Annotated in this window: 21 protein-coding genes; 8 read left to right on the top strand and 13 right to left on the bottom strand. The window is 65.6% G+C overall.

Features of this window, described 5'->3' with window-relative positions:
• Positions 1-28 precede the first annotated feature (28 nt).
• The gene (clcA, locus tag KIT25_25000; protein ID UYN95227.1) at positions 29-1,375 is read right to left on the bottom strand and encodes a H(+)/Cl(-) exchange transporter ClcA; all 1,347 of its coding nucleotides are present in this window, start codon (positions 1,373-1,375) and stop codon (positions 29-31) included.
• Between the two features lie 68 nt (positions 1,376-1,443).
• The gene (locus KIT25_24995; GenBank protein ID UYN95226.1) at positions 1,444-2,064 is read right to left on the bottom strand and encodes an FMN-binding negative transcriptional regulator; all 621 of its coding nucleotides are present in this window, start codon (positions 2,062-2,064) and stop codon (positions 1,444-1,446) included.
• 67 nt (positions 2,065-2,131) lie between these two features.
• Between KIT25_24995 and KIT25_24990 the strand changes: the two genes are divergently transcribed.
• From KIT25_24990 to KIT25_24980, 3 genes are read left to right on the top strand one after another with little or no spacing between them, the layout of a single operon-like run.
• Positions 2,132-2,800 carry a dienelactone hydrolase family protein gene (locus KIT25_24990; protein UYN95225.1) on the top strand — a complete coding sequence of 223 codons (669 nt, stop codon included), beginning with the start codon at positions 2,132-2,134 and terminating at the stop codon, positions 2,798-2,800.
• Positions 2,790-4,013 carry a CoA transferase gene (locus tag KIT25_24985; protein UYN95224.1) on the top strand — a complete coding sequence of 408 codons (1,224 nt, stop codon included), beginning with the start codon at positions 2,790-2,792 and terminating at the stop codon, positions 4,011-4,013. Before KIT25_24990 ends, KIT25_24985 begins: the two co-directional genes overlap by 11 nt.
• Positions 4,010-4,924: a CoA ester lyase gene (locus KIT25_24980; GenBank protein ID UYN95223.1), complete on the top strand. Its 915-nt coding sequence runs from the start codon at positions 4,010-4,012 to the stop codon at positions 4,922-4,924. The genes KIT25_24985 and KIT25_24980 overlap by 4 nt, the downstream gene beginning before the upstream one ends.
• Here the strand turns inward: KIT25_24980 and KIT25_24975 are convergent.
• Positions 4,900-6,318, bottom strand: coding sequence for an FAD-dependent monooxygenase (locus KIT25_24975; protein ID UYN98057.1), 1,419 nt, complete (start codon positions 6,316-6,318; stop codon positions 4,900-4,902). The genes KIT25_24980 and KIT25_24975 overlap by 25 nt on opposite strands.
• 46 nt (positions 6,319-6,364) lie before the next feature.
• Positions 6,365-7,387, bottom strand: coding sequence for an amino acid ABC transporter substrate-binding protein (locus KIT25_24970; GenBank protein UYN95222.1), 1,023 nt, complete (start codon positions 7,385-7,387; stop codon positions 6,365-6,367).
• Between the two features lie 153 nt (positions 7,388-7,540).
• Between KIT25_24970 and KIT25_24965 the strand changes: the two genes are divergently transcribed.
• Positions 7,541-7,948: a response regulator gene (locus tag KIT25_24965; GenBank protein UYN95221.1), complete on the top strand. Its 408-nt coding sequence runs from the start codon at positions 7,541-7,543 to the stop codon at positions 7,946-7,948.
• On the opposite strand, the gene KIT25_24960 is transcribed toward KIT25_24965, so the two are convergent.
• Positions 7,903-8,181 carry a hypothetical protein gene (locus KIT25_24960; protein ID UYN95220.1) on the bottom strand — a complete coding sequence of 93 codons (279 nt, stop codon included), beginning with the start codon at positions 8,179-8,181 and terminating at the stop codon, positions 7,903-7,905. The genes KIT25_24965 and KIT25_24960 overlap by 46 nt on opposite strands.
• Positions 8,182-8,326: 145 nt before the next feature.
• Here KIT25_24960 and KIT25_24955 point away from each other — a divergent pair, with 145 nt between their 5' ends.
• A complete protein-coding gene (locus KIT25_24955; protein ID UYN95219.1) occupies positions 8,327-8,554 on the top strand; it encodes a hypothetical protein in 228 nt (75 codons plus the stop codon).
• 27 nt (positions 8,555-8,581) lie between these two features.
• On the opposite strand, the gene KIT25_24950 is transcribed toward KIT25_24955, so the two are convergent.
• Genes KIT25_24950 through petA form a run of 3 tightly spaced genes read right to left on the bottom strand, consistent with a single transcriptional unit; the run spans position 8,582 to position 11,228 of the window.
• The gene (locus tag KIT25_24950) at positions 8,582-9,364 is read right to left on the bottom strand and encodes a cytochrome c1 (GenBank protein ID UYN98056.1); all 783 of its coding nucleotides are present in this window, start codon (positions 9,362-9,364) and stop codon (positions 8,582-8,584) included.
• A gap of 27 nt (positions 9,365-9,391) precedes the next feature.
• Positions 9,392-10,627 carry a cytochrome b N-terminal domain-containing protein gene (locus KIT25_24945; protein ID UYN95218.1) on the bottom strand — a complete coding sequence of 412 codons (1,236 nt, stop codon included), beginning with the start codon at positions 10,625-10,627 and terminating at the stop codon, positions 9,392-9,394.
• 34 nt (positions 10,628-10,661) lie between these two features.
• The gene (gene petA / locus KIT25_24940; GenBank protein ID UYN95217.1) at positions 10,662-11,228 is read right to left on the bottom strand and encodes a ubiquinol-cytochrome c reductase iron-sulfur subunit; all 567 of its coding nucleotides are present in this window, start codon (positions 11,226-11,228) and stop codon (positions 10,662-10,664) included.
• Positions 11,229-11,425: 197 nt separating this feature from the next.
• Between petA and KIT25_24935 the strand changes: the two genes are divergently transcribed.
• From KIT25_24935 to KIT25_24925, 3 genes are all read left to right on the top strand, one after another.
• Complete coding sequence (locus tag KIT25_24935; protein ID UYN95216.1) at positions 11,426-11,884, top strand: tRNA (cytidine(34)-2'-O)-methyltransferase; 459 nt, start codon at positions 11,426-11,428, stop codon at positions 11,882-11,884.
• 90 nt (positions 11,885-11,974) lie between these two features.
• Positions 11,975-12,826 carry an oxygen-dependent coproporphyrinogen oxidase gene (hemF, locus tag KIT25_24930; GenBank protein ID UYN95215.1) on the top strand — a complete coding sequence of 284 codons (852 nt, stop codon included), beginning with the start codon at positions 11,975-11,977 and terminating at the stop codon, positions 12,824-12,826.
• A gap of 798 nt (positions 12,827-13,624) precedes the next feature.
• A complete protein-coding gene (locus tag KIT25_24925; GenBank protein UYN95214.1) occupies positions 13,625-14,002 on the top strand; it encodes a hypothetical protein in 378 nt (125 codons plus the stop codon).
• 11 nt (positions 14,003-14,013) lie between these two features.
• Here the strand turns inward: KIT25_24925 and KIT25_24920 are convergent, their stop codons facing one another.
• From KIT25_24920 to KIT25_24900, 5 genes are read right to left on the bottom strand one after another with little or no spacing between them, the layout of a single operon-like run.
• Complete coding sequence (locus KIT25_24920; GenBank protein ID UYN95213.1) at positions 14,014-14,979, bottom strand: hypothetical protein; 966 nt, start codon at positions 14,977-14,979, stop codon at positions 14,014-14,016.
• A gap of 29 nt (positions 14,980-15,008) precedes the next feature.
• Positions 15,009-18,323 carry a DUF499 domain-containing protein gene (locus KIT25_24915; protein UYN95212.1) on the bottom strand — a complete coding sequence of 1,105 codons (3,315 nt, stop codon included), beginning with the start codon at positions 18,321-18,323 and terminating at the stop codon, positions 15,009-15,011.
• Positions 18,324-18,326: 3 nt separating this feature from the next.
• Positions 18,327-21,206 (bottom strand): DUF1156 domain-containing protein, encoded by a 2,880-nt coding sequence (locus KIT25_24910; protein ID UYN95211.1) that lies wholly within the window; start codon positions 21,204-21,206, stop codon positions 18,327-18,329.
• 3 nt (positions 21,207-21,209) lie between these two features.
• Positions 21,210-22,910 carry a DUF262 domain-containing protein gene (locus tag KIT25_24905; protein ID UYN95210.1) on the bottom strand — a complete coding sequence of 567 codons (1,701 nt, stop codon included), beginning with the start codon at positions 22,908-22,910 and terminating at the stop codon, positions 21,210-21,212.
• A 57-nt stretch (positions 22,911-22,967) separates the two neighbouring features.
• A complete protein-coding gene (locus KIT25_24900) occupies positions 22,968-23,543 on the bottom strand; it encodes a hypothetical protein (GenBank protein UYN95209.1) in 576 nt (191 codons plus the stop codon).
• Positions 23,544-23,590 lie beyond the last annotated feature (47 nt).

Here is a 23,590-nt window from a genome sequence, read left to right as displayed (position 1 = left end):
TGTTGCGCTTTCAAGGCGACCTCGCCGATCAGGTAGAAGACCGGCCGCCCGGCTGCCGGTCACGCTGCAGGGTACGCTCGCGCAACGAATCGTAGATCGGCGCGTCGCGCAGCAAAGTCGGCACCAGCATGGCCGCGAAACACGCTCCCAGCATCGGCAGCAGCAGCGTGAAAGCCGCCGTCATCTCCGTGATCAGCACGATGCCCGTGAGGGGTGCCCGGACGACGCCGGTGAAGAAGGCCGCCATCCCGACGACCGCGAAGGCCGCCGGCGTCAAGGCCAACCCGGGAAACAGCCATGCGCAGGCCACACCGAACATCAGGCCCATCTGCGCACCCAGCACCAGCAGGGGCGCGAACAGGCCACCCGGCGTCCCGGCGGCATAGGATACCGCCCCCATCAGGGCCCGCAGCAGGAAGATCAGGGGCAGCAGGAGGAGCGGCTCGGCGCCCGACAGCGCGCGTTGAGTCAGTGCATCGCCTCCGCCGACCAGTCCGGGCGCGAACCAGACCACGACCGCCACCGACATGCCCACCGCGGCTGCCCGGAGTTCGACCGGCCAGCGGCCGAGGCGGTCGAACAAGGCCAGAGTTCCCAACAGGGTCCGGTTGTAGGCAATGCCTAGCAATCCCGCGACCACCCCCAGCACGATGAAAAGAGGCTGACCGAGCGGAGCGATGTGATCGAGCGGCGGCAACACGAAATCGGGAGCATCGCCGATGATGGCGCGGGCGACCGCGATGGCGGTCGCCGAAGCCGCAAGCGCCGCAATGGCAATGCGGCGCTCGAAGCGTTGTACCAGCTCCTCCAGCACGAAGATGGCACCGGCGATCGGCGCGTTGAACGCTGTTGCCAGTCCCGCGCCGGCCCCGGCCGCGATCAGCACGCGGCAATCCGGCCAGGATCGGCGCGCCAGATCGGCGACGGCATGCGCGACGGTCGCCCCCATTTGAACGCTCGGCCCCTCACGCCCGAGGGCGAGGCCGGAGCCGATCGCCAGCACGCCGCCGACGAACTTCACGGGCAGCAGGATATAGGGAGCCGGCGCCAGTTCCCTGCGCAGGACGGCCTCGACATGAGGAATGCCGCTGCCCGACGCATGGGGTGAGAATCGCCGCACCAACCAGACCGCCAGCGCAGCACAGACCGCGCCGCCGCCGAGCACCAGGACGAAGCCGAGCAGGGAATGGCCATGCGCCCAGCCGACGGCCGCGTCGCGCCATCGGTCGGCCTGTTCGAGGCACAGTCGGAAAAGCGCACCGACCGCGCCAGCCGCCGCGCCGACCAGCAGGGCCAGCAGGGCCAGGATCACGAGGCTACCGTGTCCTGTGTCGTCAGATTGCCGCGTCGCGGGCGACGTTCTCTCGCTTGTCACGCAACCAAGGTAGCAGGGGCTCACTCAAGAGGGCGAGTACGATCCGGCTGCTGCACGGACGGCAATCCTCAGAGCACCCGCTTCATCCAGCGCGCCGTGGCCTGCGCATCCTGACCGTCGCTCGCTTCGAGCCTGGCAATGACGCGCTGACGGTCCTCGAGATCGCGGTTCTGGCTGAGCTTGATCTTGGTCTCCAGCCGCACAATCGGCATGCGAAAGGCAACGATACCGCGGGTCTGCACCTCGGCGTTGCCGGGCGGCAGACGATCCAGCCCCCAAGCCTCGGATCCTATCCCCTCGTAGAGCGTCGCCAGCCTGGCCAGCACGTCGAGCGCACCGGCGGTATCGGCGACGATCTCCGGTCTTCCGTAGGCATGGACCGTCACGTAGTTCCACGTCGGCACCTTGGCGCCGGGGGTGTACCAGGTCGGCGAGACATAGGCATGGGGACCCCAGAAAAGGGCCATCGATTCGGCCGGACGCTCAAACAGCTTCCAGTGCGGGTTGGCTCGAGCCATGTGGCCGATCAGGCTGCCCCACGGTCCGCCGTCCTGCTGCCAGAGGAGCGAAAGATGGGTGGCGAATGGCGCTCCATCCTCGCCTGTGCCGATCAGCACCGCCCAGCTATGGGCCTGCATGATCTCCTGCGCGACGGCGTCGTCGCCTGCGAAATGCTTGGGTAGGTACATGGCGGAGGTTCCTTGAACCGCGCAGCCTTACCATGGTCCAATGCCGCCGGCAGATGGAGGAAATCTCATGGGCGAGACTATCACTCTTAAGTCCAAGGCGGGCGATATCGGCGGTTACCTCGCGGCGCCCAAGGGGACGCCGAAGGGCGGCATCGTGGTGATCCAGGAGATCTTCGGGGTCAATCATCACATTCGTGCGGTGACCGACAAGCTCGCAGCCGATGGATATCTCGCGCTCGCTCCGCAATTCTTCGATCACATCCGCAAGGGCATCGAGCTCGGCTACACTCCCGACACGATCGCCGAGGGCCGCAAGCACGTGATGGAGCTCGGCTTCGACAAGGCGGTGCAGGACGTCGATGCGGCGATCGCCGAGCTGAAAAAGCGCGGCGTCAAGAAGGTCGGCGTCACCGGCTTCTGCTGGGGCGGCACCATCACCTGGCTCGCCTCGACCCGGCTCAAGCCCGATGCGGCGGTCGCCTACTATGGCGGCGGCATCCACGGCACGCGCAACGAGAAGCCCCAGGCGCCGACCATGATGCATTTCGGCGACAAGGACATGCACATCCCGATGGATCACGTGAACGAACTCCGGAAGCTGCATCCCGGCGTGACCATCTACGACTATCCCGCCGATCACGGATTCCATTGCGACGAACGGGGCTCGTGGGACGCCGCCGCGTCGAAGCAGGCGATGGCGCGCACCATGGAGTTCTTCGCCAAGCATGTCGGCTAGGAAACCGGCAAGGCGCCCCTTCGAGCCGGAAGCGCGCGGGCCCCTGAACGGGGTCCGCGTCGTCGACCTGTCTCGCCTGGTCGCCGGCAATGTGCTCACCCTGCAGCTCGCCGATTTCGGCGCCGAGGTGATCAAGATCGAGCCGCCGGAGGGCGACACGCTGCGCTCCTGGCGCGTCAAGGGCGTGGAGACGGCGTGGAAAGTCTATAGCCGGAACAAGAAGAGCGTGGCGCTCGACCTGCGCTCCGCGGAAGGCCGCGGGATCGTTCGCAGGCTCGCCACGGATGCCGCCATCGTGGTCGAGAGCTTTCGGCCGGGCGTGATGGAGGACATGGGCCTCTCTCCCGCCGAGCTTCACGCACTCAACCCGAAGCTCATCGTGGTGCGTATTTCGGGCTGGGGCCAGGATGGCCGCTATCGCCACAAGCCGGGCTTCGGCACGTTGATCGAGGGCTATTCGGGCTTTGCCTCGATGAACGGCTTCGCCGACCGCGAACCCGTCCTGCCGCCGATGTATTTGGCGGATTGCATGGCGGCGCTGAACGGCTATGGCGCCGTCATGGTGGCGTTGCGCGAGGTCGAGATCAACGGCGGCAAGGGGCAGGTGCTCGATCTGCCCCTGTTCGACCCCTTGTTCTCCATGCTGGGTCCGCAAGCCGCCAACTACAGGCTGACGGGCGAGGTCAAGGTGCGGACCGGCAGTCGGTCGACCAACGCCGCGCCGCGCAACGTCTACCAGACCAAGGACGGTCATTGGGTGTGTCTCTCCGCCTCGACCCAGGGCATGGCCGAGCGCGTTCTCGTCAAGATCGGGAGGCCGGACCTGGTGAAGGATCCGCGCTTCGCCACCAACATCGAGCGCGTGCGCAACGGGATAGAGCTCGATCGCCTGATCGGCGAATTCGTCGGAGCCCGCGACCTCGCCGACAACCTCAGATACTTCGACGAGGCCGGGGTGACCATCGGACCGGTGAACGACATCGCCCAGATCGTGCAGGACGAGTACGTGCTGGAGCGCGAGGCGCTGATCGAGATCCCCGACGACGACATGGGCGAGCTGCCGACCCATCCCATCGTACCCCGCCTGTCCGGCACGCCGGGAGCGCTGAAGAGCGCCGCGCCGAAAGTCGGCGAGCACAACGAGGCCCTGCTCAAGCCGCTTCTCGGCGCCGCCGAGTACGACCGGCTGAAGCAGTGCGGTGTCATCAGATGAACCGCCCCACGCCTCCGGTCTGGCGCTCGATCCTCTACGTGCCGGGCAATGTGCCGAAATTCATCGACAAGGCGCACGAACGCGGCGCCGACTGCGTGCTGGTCGATCTCGAGGACAGCGTCACGGTGGCCGAGAAGCCGAGGGCGCGCGCGATGCTGGCCGAGACGATGACGAAGGTCGTCCGCGGCGGAGCGGACGTCGCCGTCCGCATCAATCGTCCGCTGCGTCTCGCCATCGCCGATATCGAGGCCGCGGTGCGGCCGGGCCTCTCCGCCCTTTTCGTCACCAAGACCGAAGGCGTGCAGCATCTCAGGCTGCTCGACGAGGCCGTCGGCGAACTCGAGCGGGAACGCGGAATGGCGGTCGGCAGCGTCGGTTTTGGCGCCATGATCGAGCATCCGCGCGCGCTGGCCCACATCCACGACATCGCCGAGCACGGACCGCGCGTCATCGCCATGATGCTGGGCGGCGAGGATTTCGCCCTGGAAACAGGCTCGGTGCCGGGCGACGAGACGCTCGAGCTGCCCAAGCGGCTGGTTGCCTTCGCTGCCCAGGCGCATGCCGTACCCATGATCGGCATCCTGGGGACCGTCGCCGACTACGCCGATCCCGTCGCCTACAGGGAGAGCGCCGAGCGGGCGCGACGTTTCGGCTTCTCGGGCGGCACCTGCGTGCATCCCGGCCTGGTGCAGGCGCTGAACGAAGCCTTCACGCCCACGGCCGACGAGGTCGCCCACGCCCGCAAGCTGCTCGAGGCCGACGCCAGGGCGGCCGCCGAGGGTCGCGGCTCCTTCCAGCTCGACGGCAAGATGATCGACATTCCGGTCATCGAGCGCGCCCGCAAGTTGCTGGCGCGGCACGAGGCGATCGAGCGCCGGCTGCGCCGTCAGGGCGCGAGCGCCGCCAGATAGGAATCGGCCTGCGGCTGGTCGCCGGGGCCGCCCGCGAAGCCGACATAGCCGTCCGGCCGGATCAGAAGCAGCGTTGAGCCTTGCTCGGGCGCCGCGACGACCAGCCCGGGATATCCGGCCGCGAGCGCCTCGACGGCCGCCGCCGGCCCGACGGCCGTGAAGCGCGCGCCGCCCGCGCCCGCCGGCAGCCGATGCGGCCACCGCACGCCCGCTTTCGGGCCACGCGACAGCGGGCTCTCGGGATAGCCGATATCCATCTCGGTGAGCTGGTCGGCGATCCTGTGCTGGATGGCGGGAAAGCCCGTCGCGAAGCGGACCACGGCGTTGCGCAGGCCCTGGGCGATCGGATTGCGCATCACGGCCATCTCGGTCAGCCGGCCGGCATTGCGCAGCACCCGCTCGCCGACCGCGCTGCGCTCGGGGGAATAGCTGTCGAGCAGGGACGCGCGCGCGCGGCCCTCGATCACCATGGCCAGCTTCCAGGCGAGATTGAACGCATCCTGCATGCCGGTGTTCATGCCCTGGCCACCGGCCGGGCTGTGGATGTGCGCCGCATCACCCGCCAGGAACACGCACCCGCGGCGATAGTCCTTCACCTTGCGCTCGTTGATGCGGAAGGCGGCGAGCCAGAACGGGTTCGCGAAGGTGAGGCCGGACTTGCCGCGTCCCGTCAGCAGGGCCTGCACCTCGGGCACGGTCGGATCGGCGCGCTTGCCCTCCCCCTCTGCCGGGCCGAGGTCGGCGACGACGCGCCAGCGATCGGCGCCGATCGGGAAGCAGGCGAGGATGCCGTCGCGGTGCCAGAAGATCTGGATGCGGTCCTTGTGATCGAGGCCCGAGATCAGGCCGTCGGCCAGCACCCAGTCGCTTTGCAGCGTCTCGCCCTCGAAGGCGAGGCCGAGCCCGTGCCGCACCGTCGAGTGCGCGCCGTCGCAGCCGATCAGCCACTCGGCCGTCACCCGCTCCTCCACGCCCGACGGCCCGAGCACCGTCGCCTCGACCTCGTCTCCCTTGTCCGCGAAGCCGGTGAGTTCGACGCGGCGTTCGACCTCCACGCCCGCCGATCCGAGCCGTTCCTCGAGCACGCGCTCCGTCTCCGACTGCGGAATCATCAGGGCATGCGGGAAGCGGCTGTCGATCGCATCGAACGGCACCTGGGCGATGAGCTCCCGGCCGGTCGAGATCTCGGCACCATGCGCCAGGATGCCGAACGGCAGGAAAGCGGCGGCATAGCCCGCGTCGTCGAACAGCTCGAGCGTGCGGCTCCACAGCACCAGCGCCTTCGACTTGTCCGTGCGCGCCGCCGCCTTGTCGACGATGCGCACCCGGACGCCGAGGCGCACCAGCTCGTTGGCCAGCGTCAGGCCGACCGGCCCGGCGCCGGCGATCAGCACCTGCGGCGCCTTCGTCACCCGGGTTTCCTCCGGCCGTCGGTCGAGCTCAACGCAGCGGCAGCGGATACATCAGGCCGCCCTTGGTCCACAGCGCATTGAGGCCGCGGGCGAAGCCGAGCGCCGAGCGCGCGCCGATGTTGCGCTCGAAGCTTTCGCTGTAGTTGCCGACCTGGTGGATGATGTTGAAGGCCCACTTCTCGTCGAGGCCGAGCGTGGCGCCGTTGCCTGGTGTCACGCCGAGGAAGATCTTGACCGCCGCGTCGGTCGCCTCGAGCTTGCCGGTGACGTTGTTCTGCGTGATCTCGCGCTCCTCGGCCTCGATCATCGCGTTGAACGTCCAGCGCACCACGTTCAGCCAGCGGTCGTCGCCGGTGCGCACCAGCGGCCCGAGCGGCTCCTTGGAGATGATGTCGGGCAGCATCATGTGGTCGGCCGCCTTGCCGCTGCGCACGATGGTGGCGGCGAGCGCGCTCACGTCCTGCGTCACGGCGATGCAGCGGCCGGCGAAGAAGGCATCGTACATGGCCTTCTGATTGTCGAACGGCATCGGCACGACGGTGAGCGCGCGCAGCCTGAACCAGCCCGTCATGTTGAATTCGTGGGTGGTGCCCTTCTGGACGCAGACATTGGCGCCGCGCAGCTGGGTCATGCGCTCGATCTTCATGCGCTTGGGCACCGCGAAGCCCTGGCCGTCGTAGTAGTTGATGGCGGCGAAGGTGATCTTGGGGCCGGCCGTGCGCTGGAGCGTCACCGTGGTGTTGCGCGCCAGCAGGTCGATCTCGCCCGCTTCGAGCGCGGCGAAGCGCTGCTGGGCGTTGAGCGGGACGAACTTGACCTTCTTGGCGTCGCCCAGCACCGCGGCGGCGACGGCGCGGCAGAACTCGACATCGAGCCCTTCCCACTCCTTCACGGCATTGAGCAGCGAAAAGCCCGGCAGGTCGCCGTTCACGCCGCAGACCAGTTCACCGCGCTGCTTGACCGTATCCAGCGTCGACTGGGCGAAGCCCGCCGAGGCGGACGCCAGCCACGCCAGACAGGCCGCCATCGCGACCCGAGCAACACCCCCCATGGCGCCCTCCCTCTTGGTTCGATAGGCAACATAGCCATCGGCGGACCATCGCGCCACTTTGCCGCGCCCCCACGCTTTGGTCACAGGATAGCGGCTTCCCTTTGGGACCAAGTCGCGGTTGCATGGGGGTGGGAGAACGCCACCGCCGGCAAGATGATCAAGGAAGTGCCCCATCCCGACCGCTTGAAGGCGCCGCTCGCGCGACGGGCGGCGGCGCGTGTCCTGATCGTCGAGGACGACGCCCTGGCCGCCGAGGCCCTGCAGATGAACCTCGAGGACGCCGGCTACGGCACCGTGGCGCCGGCGGAGTCGGTGCAGGCGGCCCTGACGAGCCTCGAGCGCCATGCCGTCGACGCGGCCCTGCTCGACATCCACTTGCGCGGCGAGCTGGTGTTTCCGGTGGCCGACGAACTGGCGGCGCGCGGCGTGCCGTTCGTCTTCGTCACCTCGCAGCGGCGGTCCACCATCCCGTCGCGGCATCGCGACCGGCCGGTCGTCGCCAAGCCCTTCCAGGATCAGGAACTGCTGAGCGGCCTCGCCCAGGCGCTCGGGTCCGGCTGAGGGGGATCGCCCCGAGCCGCCCGGTCGGGAAGGGCCAGCGTGCCGCGTTCCGCGTCGGCGCGCAGCCGCTCGACCGCCTGGGCGACGGGATCCAGCCCCTGCCGCCACGCTTCCGTTGCAGCGTCGATCGCCACGGTGCCGGCCAGGGCGAGCCGGCGCTCGCCCTCGAACAGCCAGAGCTCCCACGCCTCGTCGACCGGCACCACGCGCACCTCCAGCCGACGAGCCCCCACGGACAGGGCAAAGCGCCGTCCCATCGTTTCCCTCGCGACAATTCCCACGGGCAGGAAAACGACGGTCGATCCGGGCGGTTGCGCCCGCCGACATGAGGCGTATAAGTCGTTAGGCGCTCTGCAAATTGTTGGGACCGCACGTCGGATGGGTCTGCGTCACGTTCTTTGGGCCGTCGCCTGGATGGGCCTCGGCCTGCTGATCACCCTGGCCGCCGCCAGTGTCCTGCAGGGCGTGGCGACCAATCAGCGTCCGCATTCCGGACCGGTCTTCGAGGCGCCGCCGCAGCTCGATTCGCCGCAGCAGCGGCGCGTGCCGGGCGATCCCGGCCGCAGCCTGATCCTGGTGTCGCGCGGCTCTGGCGTCGACCAGTAGGCCGCCCGCCGGCCCCCCGGCCGACGCTCAGTGCTTGTCGGCCCACACCGACCGCTTCACCGCATACATCAGCCCGGCCAGCGCCAGCATGAACAGGATGACCCGCACGCCGGTGCGATGGCGATCCTCGAGATGCGGCTCCGACGCCCAGGTCAGGAACACCGTCACGTCGGACGACATCTGGTCGACCGTCGCCTTGGTGCCGTCGACGTAGGTCAGCTTGTCGTCGGCCAGCGGCGGCGCCATCGCGATCTTGTGGCCCGGGAAGTAGAGGTTGAAGTTGTCGTCCTGGGTGACGGCATATTCCTTCACCTGTTCGGGCGGGATCTTGTCGAACGGCACGTAGCCGACCAGCAGGCCATGGATGTAATCCGCCCCGCCGCTGCGCGCCTTGACGATGACGCTGAGGTCGGGCGGCGCCTTGCCGTTGTTGGCCGCCGCCGCCGCCAGCACGTTGGGGAACGGGTTCTTGAAGCGGTCCGACAGGCGCGCCGGCCGTTCGATCGGCTGGCCGTCGTCGTTGAGGTCCGGCACGGTGATGTCGGCGATCAGCCCCTTCACCTGGTTCTCGGTCAGGCCAAGATCCATCAGGTTGCGGTAGGCGACCAGATGGAGGCCGTGGCAGGCCGCGCAGACGTCGCGATAGACCTGGTAGCCGCGCTGGGCGGCGGCGCGGTCGTAGGTGCCGAACGGCCCCGAGAAGCTCCACTGCTTCTTGGGCGGCGTCGGCGCGCCGCCGGCGGCGATCGCCACCGTGCCCAGGCCGAGGGCGGAGAGTGCGATCGCACCCGTCAGGAACAGCTTGCGCATGGGCGTGGGCATGGACAGGGGCATGGCTCAGGCCGCCTTCTTCTTGAGCACCGCGTCGGCGATGCTGGGTGGCAGGGGCAAGGGTCGTTCGATCTTGCCCAGGATCGGCAGCAGAAGGAGGAAGTGGAAGAAGTAGTAGGCCGTGGCGAGCTGGGCGATCGGCACCCAGATGCCTTCCGCCGGCTTGGCGCCGCAGATGCCGAGCACGATCACGTCGATCACCAGCACGCCCATGAACCACTTGTAGATCGGCCGGAAGGTGCAGGAGCGCACGCGGCTGGTGTCGAGCCACGGCAGCACGAACAGCACGCCGATGGCGGCGAACATCGCCAGCACGCCACCCAGCTTGTCGGGGATGGCGCGCAGGATGGCGTAGAACGGCAGGAAGTACCATTCCGGCACGATGTGCGCCGGCGTCACCAGCGGATCGGCCGGGATGTAGTTGTCGGCATGGCCGAGATAATCGGGCGCGAAGAACACGAAGCCGGCATAGACGATCAGGAAGATCATCACGCCGAAGCCGTCCTTCATCGTGTAGTAGGGATGGAACGGCACGGTGTCCTGCGGACCCTTGGGGTCGATGCCCAGCGGGTTGTTCGAACCGTGCACGTGCAGCGCCACGACGTGCAGCGCCACCACCGCGACGATGATGAAGGGCAGCAGGTAGTGCAGCGCGTAGAAGCGGTTGAGCGTCGGGTTGTCGATGGCGAAGCCGCCCCACAGCCAGGTGACGATCGAATCGCCGACGATCGGGATGGCCGAGAACAGGTTGGTGATGACGGTGGCGCCCCAGAAGCTCATCTGGCCCCACGGCAGCACGTAGCCCATGAAGGCCGTTGCCATCATCAGCAGGAAGATCACCACGCCCAGGATCCACAGCAGCTCGCGCGGCGCCTTGTAGGAGCCGTAGTACATGCCGCGGAAGATGTGGACGTAGACGGCGATGAAGAAGAACGACGCGCCGTTCATGTGCAGGTCGCGGATCAGCCAGCCCTGCGGCACGTCGCGGTCGATGCGCTCGACCGAATCGAAGGCCATCAGCACGTGCGGCGTGTAGTTGGTCGCCAGCACCACGCCGGTGGCGATCATCAGCACCAGCATCACGGTGGCGATCGCGCCGAAATTCCAGAAATAGTTGAAATTCCGCGGCGTCGGGAAGGTGTGATATTCCTTCTCGAGGTAGGAGAAGATCGGCAGGCGGTGATCGATCCAGGCGATCACCTTGTTGCTGAAGACCGGCGGAGCGCCGTGCTGCGAGGCCATTCTCTGAACTCCGGAGCGATTCGTTGGGCGGCGATCAGCCGATGCGGACGAGCGTGTCCGACGTGAACAGGTATTCGGGCACCACGAGGTTCTTCGGCGCCGGCCCTTTGCGGATGCGGCCCGAGGTGTCGTAGTGCGAGCCGTGGCAGGGGCAGAACCAGCCGCCGTAGTCGCCCTTGGGATCGCCCGGCTTGTTGCCGAGCGGCACGCAGCCGAGATGGGTGCAGACGCCGATCATGATCAGCCACGGCGGCCGCACCTTCTTGTCGAGGTCGGTGACGCGGGCATTGTCGGTCTGCGGGTCGGGCAGCACCGACATCGGCACGGCCTCGGCCTCCTTGATCTCCTGCTCGGTGCGATGGCGGATGAACACGGGCTTGCCGCGCCACTTCACCGTGATCGCCTGGCCGACCTCGATGGGCGCCACGTTCACCTCGATCGAGGCGAGCGCCAGGGTGTCGGCGGCAGGGTTCAGGTTGTTGATGAAGGGCCAGGCCGTCGCGACGGCGCCGATGCCGGCCAGTGAGCCGGTCGCGACCATGAGGAAGTCGCGCCGCGTCGGCTCGCCGTGACCGCCGGCCGTTGTGCTGGATGCTGCCATCTCTCTACCGTCCATCCCCCGATCGATTGACCCGCTTATAGCCGACAAACCGCCTTATGTTTCAAGGTCTTTGGTCGCAGGGCCCGGTGCGCCGTTCATGCGGCACCCTGCCGCACAAGGCGCTTTCCGCGTCGCGGATTGGAGTGGCGAAGACTCGAGTTCCTCTCCCCCGCTGGGGGAGAGGAGTATGAAGGGGTATGCGTCTCGCCCTCTTCCAGCCCGACATCCCGCAGAACCTGGGGGCCTTCATCCGGCTCTCGGCCTGCCTCGGGGTGCCGCTGGACATCGTCGAGCCCTGCGGCTTTCCGGTCGACGACAGGCGCATGCGGCGGGCGGCCATGGATTACATCGACCTCGCCCGCATCGCCCGTCATGCCTCCTGGGAGGCGTTCCGGCGCGACCGGCAGCCGGGCCGGCTGGTGCTGCTGACCACGGCGGCCGCGCTGCGCCTGCCCGACATGGCCTTCCGGCCCGACGATATCTTGCTGGTCGGCCGCGAGAGCGCCGGCGTGCCGGACGACGTCCACCAGGCGGCCGACCTCAGGCTGCGCATCCCGCTGCAGAAAGGCACCCGCTCGCTCAATGTCGCGCTGGCGGCGGCGATGGTATTGAGCGAGGCGCTGCGACAGACCGGGGGATATGAGGGGTTGGCATGACTCATGACCCCTCCGGCCGCTGCGCGGCCATAGAGTTCTCCTCCCCAACGAAGTTGGGGAGGTGTCGCGGTAATCCGCGACGGAGGGGTCATGACTGACATCGCTGAACGCAAGGACAAGGCGCGGGCGTGGTTCGAAAGCCTGCGCGACCGGATCTGCGCCGAGTTCGAGCGGCTCGAGGACGAAGGCAGGGGCGAGCTGCCGCCCGGGCGCTTCGAGCGCAAGGCGTGGGAGCGGCCGTCGGGTGGCGGCGGTGTCATGTCGATCATGCGCGGGCGGGTGTTCGAGAAGGTGGGCGTCAACGTCTCCACGGTGTTCGGCGAGTTCAGCGAGGAGTTCCGCAAGCAGATCCCCGGCGCGGCCGACGATCCGCGCTTCTTCGCCACGGGCATCTCGCTGGTGGCCCATATGCGCTCGCCCAAGGTGCCGGCGGTGCACATGAACACCCGCTTCATCGCCACCACCAGGAGCTGGTTCGGCGGCGGCGCCGACCTCACGCCCATGGTGCCGAACGAAGCCGACACGCGCGCCTTCCATGCCGCGCTGAAGGCGGCCTGCGACGCGGCCGATCCGGCGTACTACGAAAAATTCAAGAAATGGTGCGACGAATATTTCTTCCTGCCGCACCGGGGCGAGCCGCGCGGCGTCGGCGGCATCTTCTACGACTATCTCGACAGCAGCGCCGAGGGCGGCGACTGGGCCAGGGACTTCGCCTTCACGCGCGCCGTCGGCGAGGCCTTCCTCGACGTCTATCCCAGGATCGTGCGGGCGCGCAGGGACGAGCCGTGGACGGCGGAGGAGCGCGCGCACCAGCTGGTGCGGCGCGGCCGCTATGTCGAGTTCAACCTGCTGCACGACCGCGGCACCAAGTTCGGCCTGATGACCGGCGGCAACGTCGAGGCGATCCTGATGAGCCTGCCGCCCGAGGTGAGGTGGCCGTGATTGGCCTTGCTGGGGACGCGTCATGTTCTCCTCCCCATTCTGATGGGGAGGTGCCCGCGTCTTCGTGGGCGGAGGGGTCATGAGTCGCGGCAAGCGTCGACTCATGACCCCTCCGTCGGCGTAAGACGCCGACACCTCCCCTTGCTCAGCAAGGGGAGGAATATGAAGCGATGACGATCAGCGCTTGATCGGGATGCGCCTGGTTTCGACCTCCTCCCAATCGTCGCGAGCGACAGTGGCTTTGAGCGCAGCGAAGGCGCGGCCGCCAGGTTCCCGCCGTCTCACCGTACCTACCAGACGCGCGCAACATCGTTACAACCTGACCGTGGTTGGCGGAGCAGGGTGACGGTCGAGGCGATGGTCGCCTCCAGATGTTGTGTGAGGGGACGCGGGTCCTTCCGCCGAAACAAGACCGACTCACCCTGAGGAGCGGTCCGCAGGACCGCGTCTCGAAGGGTGGGCGCGAGCCTAGGCCCGTTGCCCTTGCCGTTCCAATCTGGTCAACGATTCGCGAATCGCGCTTTGATTCTCCACGACAAATCTTGCGCTGCTTGACCATGCGGATGACGCGAATCAGACGGGCTTTTGACGGTGGGCCCTTTGGGCAGGCGATGGGGAACGCGGATGACATGACGCGGATGCTACGCCAGGGGCGAGCGCGGAATCGAATCTGGTTCACCGGGTCGGATCGCTGCCTTGATTCTCCACGCGAATTTTTCCACCGGTGAACCAAATTCGATTCCGGCGAAGCGCTCCTCCACTCTCCGCGCAGTTTCAACCGCGTTCGGAGAAAGAGAGATGACCCGCAATACCAACGGCACCTTCGGCAAAGGCAACAAATTCGGCAAAGGCCGCCTCAGGGGCAGCCGCAACTGGGCGACGATCGTGAAGCGCCACCTGCGCGAGGGCGACCCCCGGGTGCCCGGCATGCTGCTGGACGACCAGCTCGATCGGGGCCGCCGCTGGGCGGTACAGGTGATGCTGGGTGTCCTGCCCCGGCCCCGGGAGCCGTTGCCCGAGTTCGACATGTCGGACATCCGGACGCTCGACGACCTCATCGGCGCGCAAGGCGAGATCCTCTCGGCGACCGCCTCGGGGCGGATCGCGCCTTATGCCGGCAAGAGGCTCATGGATCGGCTCGAGCGCCGGCGTGCCAAGCTGATCGGCGCTCGTTGAGGCAGGCGGCGCTATTGAGGTGGATCACCCTCGAAGCGAGGCATCCGACCAAAATCCGTTATCGGAATGGCCTTGTGAACGCCGGCGGCAATCAAGGCCCGGTCCAGGACGTCCCTGACTTCTTGTCGGTTCATGCCGGGGTCGTCGCCCATCCGGACCGTCCTGATTTCTTCGTCCGAGTAGCCGAAGGCAATCCTGCGGATATCGGAGATGGCTCTTTGCGGGTTGAGCTTCGGGTCTTTGCCGGCCAGTGCCCAGATCAACGGGCCGAGGGTCGTGTACCGTCGAACGATCGAGACCAGGTCGACGGCATCGCGGGCGGCGCTATGGCGCCGCGCGGCACACAGGACCTTGTTCACGGCAGCATCTGCGGGATGCAGGCGGAAGCCCAGCTCCTCGTCATACAGTGCCGGGAAGAAGCGTCGTGACGTTTCCTCTTCGTGCATCCACTGTATCCTGGTCTCGAAGCCGTATTCCCTGACGATGGCTTCGACCATCCATTCGTCGCGCGTCGTCACTCGAACGGTGAAGCCTGCGTCCTCGAGTGCTTTCAACTCGAGCATGGCCGCGTTGGGAAGCGACGCCCGATCGCTGAAGATGTCCATATCGTCGGAGAGACGCGGCCATCTTTGATTGAGGGCCGCGCCTCCACCGACATAGCTACTCGTTGAGCGGAAGTGCCTGAGTGTCCGAACGACGCGCCGCTGCAGAGGCGTACCGGTTGCCACAGGAATCCTTTCCTTCGTGGCAGTCCAATCTGGAAGTTTATTGATGGCAAACAGCAGGGCGTCTTCTATCAAGCGCCCATGGCGCTTCTTGATGCTGTCGATCTCAGAAACGAGCGTTGAAAGGCGTTGAGCCCGCTTGAGAAGCGGATCGCATGGAATGGCCGCGGCGGCTGCCTTGGCATCCGATATGATCGTCCTTGCGCGCCGTTTCCACAATTGGGCCTCGGCATACTCAAGCTGAAGGCACAATTAGAACCTCCCCGAGCATTTCGAGATCGTCACTCCTTCTCGAACCCCTGGCTGTCGAACTTCAGCGTCCGGCTGTTCTCAGTGACGGTACGCACGAGCTGGTCGTTGGCGCCGTTGGGCAGCTTGGCTTCGATCTCAATCGTCACCGTGACTTCGGCGCCCATCTGCCCGGCCAGATGGGCGATGACCTCTTCGGCGATGCGGCCGGCGTCGCGTCCCACCCGCGAAGAATCCAGTCGGACGGTACCGTGGAAGCGCCGCAATACCTGGGCGGCCGGTGCGCTCGATCCTCCGCCCGTCGGGGCCGGATCGTTGTCCGGCGTCGGAGGTGTGGGCGGATTGGGCGGGGGTACTTCGGAATCGAGCTGACGGCCCGCGACATCCGGTTTGACGAGCAGGCCCGTACTGTCGGGCGCCAAAGCGATCTCACGTCCACCGCGCAGGCCGCGGTAGCGGCCGGTCGCCTCATCGAAGCTCTCCGCGTAGCCGAACGTATCAGCCCGCCACGTCAGCAAGCCGATGCCGTCGCGCGCCGCCTGGATGAGCACTTCGGGGCCGGCCAGCCGCGGCAGGTACAGGTAACGGGCGAAATCGTCGACCAGCTGCCGGATCGCGACGTTGTCGTTGCGCCAGAGCGGTACATCGTCGAGATGCTTGCGCAGGATGGTCGAGCCGAGGCTCGCGATCAGGAGTTCGTCGCTGCGCAGCTTCTTGCTGGCGCGCGCCGCCAGCGCATCGCTTCCGGTCAAGCGCGTCGCCTGCCATACGACCGATGCCTGCGGCGTCGCCTGTTCGGGCACGAGCAGCCACTGGTAGGTCTCGGGCAATCGGGCGGTGACGGCACCGTCGGCGGCCTGCTTCTGCGTCTCCGCCTGGCGCGCCTGGTGCGGGTCGAGGTTCAGTGCGTCCTTCTCCTCCACGATCGACGACCAGGCGAGATACTTGCCGACCGCCTCCTCGAGATCCTGCAGGCGCACCTTGTCCGCCGCCAGGAAGACCAGCGTATTGCGATAGAGGCGCGGCGTGTTCCCGCGCGACTCAAGGATCGCCTTGGCCGCCACTTCCGCAGCATTGCCGGGTTCCCGGCTATAAGGATGATCCTCCGACAGCACCACAAGGCGTGCGTCGAGATCGTCGGGCACGTCGGCGCCCGAACTCGGCAGGGCGTGGATGCGGGCAAAGTCGCCGCTGCGCCTCAGATCGGCACGCAGGCGGGACTCGAGTTCGGCATGGACCTTGTCCTTGTTGCGCCTGAACTGCTCGGCCCGATCCTCGGCGAGCTTGGTGACCGTCGGCTGCGTCGAGTACCAGGCGCGCGGACCGTCCTGATAGAGATAGGTCGCCGCGGCCGCGAGCCGGCGCAGCCCATCGCCGAACACGGCGGGCGATTCGCCCGGCATAACGCAGCCCAGCTTGACCTGGCGATCCTCCAGCCCGCGATGCGCGGCCGCCGCCGTCGGGGCGGAGCCGAGATAGATCGTGCGGGCCACACGCCGCGTCGCAGACAGGCGGCCCAGCGCGGGCAGGTCCGTATCGATCTTGAGCGGCAGCGAACTGGCGCCATCGATGTCCTTCTCGATGATCGGCGTCCAGACGTCCGACAGATAGCGCGTCAGCTCGAACTGGACGCGCGGATCGTCGATCGGGATGGTGGACGGCAGGATCAGCGGATTGCGGTCGCCCTTCTCCCACAGGCAATGGATCACCGCCGCCATCAGCCGCAGCACGCCGCGCGTGCGCTGGAATTTCACCAGGGTCGACCAGTCGGTGTAGAGCCGGTCGAATATTTCCGGATGAATGGGGAAGGCTGCCTGGATGCGCTTCTCGTAGTCGGCGCTGCGGCATTCCGGGGGGAACTGGTCGGACTGGGTGCGGTAAAGCTCGGCGAAGGCGCGGGCCGTCACATCGCGCTGCTTGAAGAGTTCGCCTGCGATCGGCTCGAACAGGCGGCGGCGCACGATCTCGAAGCCTTCCTCGGCCGTCGCCGGCCGCCACGAGGATTCCAGGCGCCCGACCACATTGCGCAGGCGGTCGAGCGCCTCGCGGCCGCGGATGCCGCCGACCTCTACATCGTCGGCCTGGGTGTGCGGCGAGCCCGCCGTGTCCGACGCCGGGAGCGACACGACCAGCAGGCAGTTGTTCGCAAGCTTTGCCGATTCGGTCAGTGCCTGGGCAAACGAGAATTGGGTTTCGAAGTTGCCTCCGGGCAGGTCGCCCTGGTCGTGGAGCTGGCGGGCATAGGCGACCCATTCGTCGATCAGCACGAGGCACGGCCCGTGCTCGACGAACAGCTCGCGCAAGACGTCGCCCGGGCTGGTCGCCTTCTCGTCGTCCCTGGCGATGCGCGCAAAGGCCTTCTTGCCGCCGAGCTGGTAGGCCAGCTCGCCCCACAGGGTGCGGACCACCGTGCCGTCCGGCTTGGTGACCGGATTGCCGGGCGAGACCTTGTTGCCGACCAGCACGACGCGCCGGGCCTTGGGTGCGGCTTTCACGCCGGCATCGGCCAGCACGGCATCGATGCCGACCAGTTCGCCCGGCGCCGCGCCGCCGAACAGATGATAGAGCGCCAGCATGGAGTGGGTCTTGCCGCCGCCGAAATTGGTCTGGAGCTGCACCACCGGATCGCCGCCCTTGCCCGACAGACGCTGCACGCCGCCGACGAGGAGGCGCTTCAGGCTCTCGGTCAGGAAGGTGCGGCGGAAGAATTCAACGGGCTTGCGGTATTCGTCGCTGCCCTGGCCGAGATGGACCTGCCAGAGATCGGCCGCAAACTCGGCCTGCTGATAGCGGCCGCTGGCCACGTCGGCGTGCGGCGTCACGACCTCGCGCCACGGCTTCAGGTTGCCCGCCGCCGCCGGCTCGACAAGGGAGCCGCCGACCTTGCGCTTCTCGCCGCGGACCTGCTCGTCGAAGATGAGCCGGCGCAGGTCCTGCTTCATTTTGTTGACCTCATCGGCCTGCGGCGTCGCCGAGACGGCCGTGAGCAGGCGAGAGATGGAATCCAGCGCTCGGTCGGTGTCGTCGCCCGAGAACGGATTCTGGTGGGCCCACTTGTTGCGGACCTCACGGATCTCCGAGATCAGCGAGCGTTCGGCCTGGCCCAGGGTCCGCCGGAAGATCGTGTTCCATTGTGTGAACAGCACCGACATCAGCGAGGCGACGTCCCACTTCAGCGCCTTCGAATCCTGGAACAGGCGGACCTGGGTCTCGCTCACCGACTGGCGCACGATGCCGAGCCAGCCCTGCGCATCCTGCGCTTTGAGCTCGCGCTCGACGAACGGCGTCAATCCGATCCGCAGAAGATCAAGCGCCTTGGCGACACGTTCCTGGTTGGTGATGGCCATCGATCAGGCCTCCGTCTCTTCGAACAAACCGGCCTGTGCCGGACTCCTGGATGCCGATTCCTGTGCCAGGCGCAGGATCTCGGGCCAGCTCTGGACAAGACCGTTATAGGCAAGCGCCTCTGCGGCGCGTTTCTTGCGCTCGGCAATCACGTAAAGCCGATAGGCGAGCTCGCGGGCCGCTTCGGCCTTGGCGCCGAGTCTGGCGACGAGGTCCGCGGCTGCGCTCTCGCCGCCGGCATCGAGCGCCCGGACGAGCTGGTGCACCGTTTCCCAGGCGGTCAGTCTCTGGTCGGTCGCCGGATTCCAGCCGGCGGGCAGCTCCTCCGACCTGAGGAGGCGGACCTTGCCGCGCTTGGATTCGAGGACGCCTGCCACTGCAAGGCCGCCGACGCTGGTGTTCTTGGCGCGGGCCAGGACGTCGGCGACGCCAAATTCTCCTTCCGTGAAACCCTGCTGTTCGAACCACGCGACGGCGAAGCGGCTGTCGGCGTCGAAGTCGCCTTCCTGCTCTGCCAATGCCTCGTCGAGGGTAGTGTTGATAAGCGACAGCGCATCCCGGACCGAGACGGGGTTGCCCTCGACGTCTACAACCTTGGCATAGCGCGTGAATACCGCCATGCCAGGGCCAATGGAGGCTTGTGCGAGGTCTACTGGCGCAATGTTGCCTTCCTGCAAATGCCGCAATGCCATAGGCAGCTCAGATTTGAGCTCAGCAAAGAATTCGCGCCGTGTCGCTGTTGGCGCGCTCGAAGATCTCGGGCGGCAGACTAAGACAATGCTGGAAGCAAGAGCATTTGTACCGATGCCAATTGATCGCGTGCCTCGTTCAGTTCTTATCGGCCAAGTGCCGCTTATGCCAAGGCCGGCCCTAATTATCGCATCAAGAAATATCTCCCAACCTGTGCTCGCAGTCCCAGAACCAGATTCGGCCTCGGACTGCTTGAAGGCGTAATAAACAGTGACTGGGAAGGCTGGATGCGCTTGTTCGGCAAGGCGCTGCATCGCGCGAGTGATACCATGGAGGAAGAAGGCTTCGGCATTGTCCCGGTTCCCATGTCGGTAGGGAGTTGCAACCAGTTCCTCGGTCTTCGGCACTGCGAGCGTCGAAAACAAACTGGGGAATACCGAACGCAGTGAACGACGGAGCCAAACATAGAAGAAATCTGAAAGATCGGCGTAGCCAATGTTGTCGTAGTAGGGCGGATCGGTCGAAACTACAGCTCCGGCGCAATCATCAGATTGAACGGCATCAAGCTGACGGGCTGTGGCAAATCTTCCTTCCGGAGCACAACCTGCAAGGGCGCCTGAAACGATTCCGGCCGACGCGATAAAAGTCCCTCCAATGTTAGCTAGAGGGTTTACCTCAGCAAAGTCCCAGACCATTGGAATGGCGTGTCGTGCAAAAAGGCCTTTGGGTCGATCTTCTTTCGCGTACCAGGGCACGATCGTGCAGCCGTATTCGGCTGTCTTGTCTTGCGCGAACGCCAAATAGACCGCTACGGCTTCCGCATATGCACTGGCGCCAAGGCCGCCGTCTCGGAGAGACTTATTGTCGTCCTTGAGGCCAGACGCGATGGCGTCAGTGCGAACTATCTCTCGAGCTTCACCGACAAGATCGGAGAAAGTTGTCAGGGCCACGAGTTGTCGGGGCGTGAAGAGATCGCGCCACTTCGCCATTCCGTACTCTTGCACTCGAAAGCCGAGCGCCTTTGCCGGCAACTCTGTATCAGGTGCATCTTCTGGCATTGCACTCATTGCCGCCGATTCCATTTCAGAGCTTGGTGACAGGTACACCCGACCTCGAACTCCTTCGACAACTGCTGCGATCAGACGCATACCCATTCGGCCTGCCTTCGCCTCTGTACGAATATATTCGAATGGCATTGGCGTTCCGGACATCAGGCACCGAAAACTACTTCCGCTGCTTCCGGACTTTGTTCCCTTTCTCGTCTTCTGTGCATCCCTCGGCTTTCCGACCTTCACTGTGAATCGGTACCTACCGCCCTCGATTACCGGATCAACATAGGTCTCCCTGCCTGCCTTGGTGGAGAGCATGAATGTGGAGGCGAGCGGTACGTCTACACTGGCGAAAGCCGGATTCGGGCTCTTCACGGTGCGCGCCCATAACCAAGCTATGACGGTAAGCTTCAGGCCACTCAGGGGCTTGAGGTCCGGCCGCTCGTTAGCCACGTCGGCCGTTATCTCGATCTTTGGATAGAGATACCCAATGCGCTTCTCCGCTTCGTCGCGCATCCATTCGCCATAATAACGTACATCCTCGGCCAGCCCCTGCACGCCCTTCCAGTGCACGTGCAGGTCTCGCTTCGGGTTCACCGGCGGCTTGCCGGCGAACTTCGGCGGAATTTCGATCATCGCCTTGTTGATCAACACCGCGACCGGGTTGAGGTCGCTGGCATGCGCCTCCAGCCCGAGCCTCTGCGCTTCGAGCGGTAGGGCGCCGCCGCCGGCAAAGGGATCGTGGAAGACCGGAAGCCTGTTGCGGTCGAACAACTCCCGGGCGCGCGGATGGTCGACGTTCTCGGCACAGGCACGGCGCCAGCTCGTCCAGATCTCGTCGCGCGCCTTCTGCAGCACCGTCTCATCGGTGGTGTTTTCCCACTTCACCAGGTCCTCGATGATGCGGAACAGCCGCTCGCGCTCTTTCTCCTGCTTCTTCTCGGTCGGGAACAGGTCGGGCCAAGAGGATGGATCGTCCACCATTTGCGAAAAGATCACGGCGCGTGCTGCCGCCAACGGGCGCTGTGCCCACCATTTGTGAAGCGCCGAAGGATTCCCTCGATATATGAAGCCCTCACGTACTGACGCTTTGTTGATGGCGTCGAGCGGCAGGGCGACTTCGATGAGTTTCTTGCGGACCTTCATGACTCAGGCCTCGCTGACTTCGAGGTCAGTGGCAACAGTGATACCCGTCACGCGCTTGATCTCCGCCCACAATTCGCTTTGCCGCCAGGCCAGGAAGGCTGAGTAGTCGTCACTCAACAGCGGTGAAGCGCGCTCAGGCGGAAGGCAGTGTGACTTCAGTACCTGCTCGAACGGGAAGCCGGGTGTCTTCCGCAGCTCCTCCAGATACTGCGAAGGCGCGCGGTTGCTGATCATTTGATTTGTCGTGCGGTCGATCAGGGTGCGATTGAGGACGCAGTCCCGCGCCCGCGCCGATGTAATGCCCTTCTTCTTCTCCAGGAAGTCGGCAGGAAATACATGGTGATCGTCGATGCCCTGATCGGCGATCAACTGGGAGCTGATGACGGCGCCGGTGTGGAAATCGCGCGACTGCTTGCTCGCCAGTATCAGGCAGATCGTGCCGCGGTAGATCGAGCGCTGACGCGGCGTGACGTCACGCAGCGCATTGGGATCGAAGCGCAGGTCCGACACCGACTCAGGCTCCTTGCCGCCTTCGAGCCAGACCGTGATGTCCGTCACGTCGCGTGCCGATTGGCTGTTGGGTGCGCTTTCATACGCTTGCCCGAACACCGCACACCAGAACCAACGAGCGAGCCTGGCCCGGCGCACGCCCTCCGCCGCCGTGCCGGGCATGCCCGTCCTGGCGACGACTGCCGATAGCGGCGCCAGCATGGTCTGATAGGGCAGCCATTTCGGCTGCACGACTTTGCAATCGTCGCGAAGGATCTCAAGCCCAAGCGCAAGTCCCTGAATGACCTTGTCCCACCACTCGTTAATTGCAGAAGCGTCGAGCGTAAGAACATCACCACGCTTGCAGGAGGCGGCCTTGCGGCTCGCCAGCGAAATGCCTTGAAGCACGTAGTAAGGATCGACCTCGAAGGCCTCGATGATGGGATGCGCCACGACGGCCGCCTCCCAGAGCTCCCGCAGATTGACACCTTGCGGCCAGAAACGCGCGGTGAGCAACTCGAACACGCTCAGCTTCACGCCCGTACGGTTCAGGGTTTCGAAGATGGTGCAGAGCGCGTCGGGTTCGGTCCTGTCTGAGAGGGTCACGACCGGGAAGTGATAGTCGTCGATCGTCTTGACCCACTGCTCGTTGAGGCGCGTCAGTGCGTCGAGCATCGCCATCCGCTTGTTGGCTTCCATTGGATTTGTGACCTGGAGGACCCATTGGAGATAGCCGCCGGCTCCACCCTTCAACACGGAGAGCGGCAGAATCAATTCGTCGGCTTGAGCTTCGAACCCTTGCAGCTTCTTGGCCCACTTGGTCGTTGCGCGCACATGAAAGATCGCTTCGTCGAAGTCGGCACCCGCCTGCAACTTACGCAGGTCGAGATAGTAACGGTGGTCCCCCACGCCATAGAACGCCTGGTACAGCGACGTCAGACGCTGCTGACCATCGAGGACCAGAAAAGTGTGCAGCGAGCCATTGAGAACGGGTGCTCCTTCGAACTCTCGGGCGGCAAACGCTCGCTTCGCATCCCTGACGCGCAGGATGCTGCCTGCCGGGTAGTTGTTGGCGATGGAAACGATCAGCTCCTGGGTCGCGCCCGGCTCCCAAACAAAGTCGCGCTGGAAATCAGGCAGAACGGAGACGCGGCCATGGATCTCGCCGAGTAGTTCCTTGAGTGCGCGCGGATTTGTGTCTTCAAAGATGCTCATTGCCTGCTCAAGTAGTTGTAGGGCGAAAGTACGAACTCAACGGGGTTTCCCAAGGCACTATCGGCTTTCGTGGGCGGCGAGATACAGGAGCTTCCGCGCTTGATAGTCAGCCCGCAATGTCTCCAGTGCCTCCGGTGTTGGAGCCTGCAACCTTCGATCACCGATGAAGCACTCGAAGTGCTCTTCATAAAAGCGCGACAAACTGCGCGAGTAGAGGTCGTGCGGATTCCGACTGATTGTAGACAGGACTGCCAGCGCCGGAACGATGGTGATGCCGCTACGGGAGTAGAGGAAAACAAAGCTATCCGGGCTGCTAGACAACATGCCTTCACACTGACGCTGAAGGCGACCGAATTCACCAGGTGGCAGTCGTTCGCTCGGTTCGATCATCTTGGCCTGAGCCAAGAAGCCCTTATTGACCTTGTAGCCGGGCAAGCTAATCGAAAGGACTCCGGCAAAGTCGGCGCCGTATCGGCTCTCCTGAGAGCCGCGGCCCCGATCTGTCAGAGTCTTCGCCACCCACTTGACGCCACGCGCCTCAAAGCCATGCATGGCAGCCTCGATATACCCGAGCATGCGGTCTGTAATTGCGGGTTCTTGCTCTGTCCGTCGGTCCTGGATGGCTTTGGTCACGCGGCCGGCCGCCTCCGCCGCGCGAGATGCCGCTTCGCGGACTACAT

Origin of the sequence: Enhydrobacter sp. (assembly GCA_025808875.1) — a bacterium.
Taxonomy (GTDB): domain Bacteria; phylum Pseudomonadota; class Alphaproteobacteria; order Reyranellales; family Reyranellaceae; genus Reyranella.
Note: the sequence above shows the minus strand (reverse complement) of the source record. Positions and strands in the feature narration are given on the sequence as shown.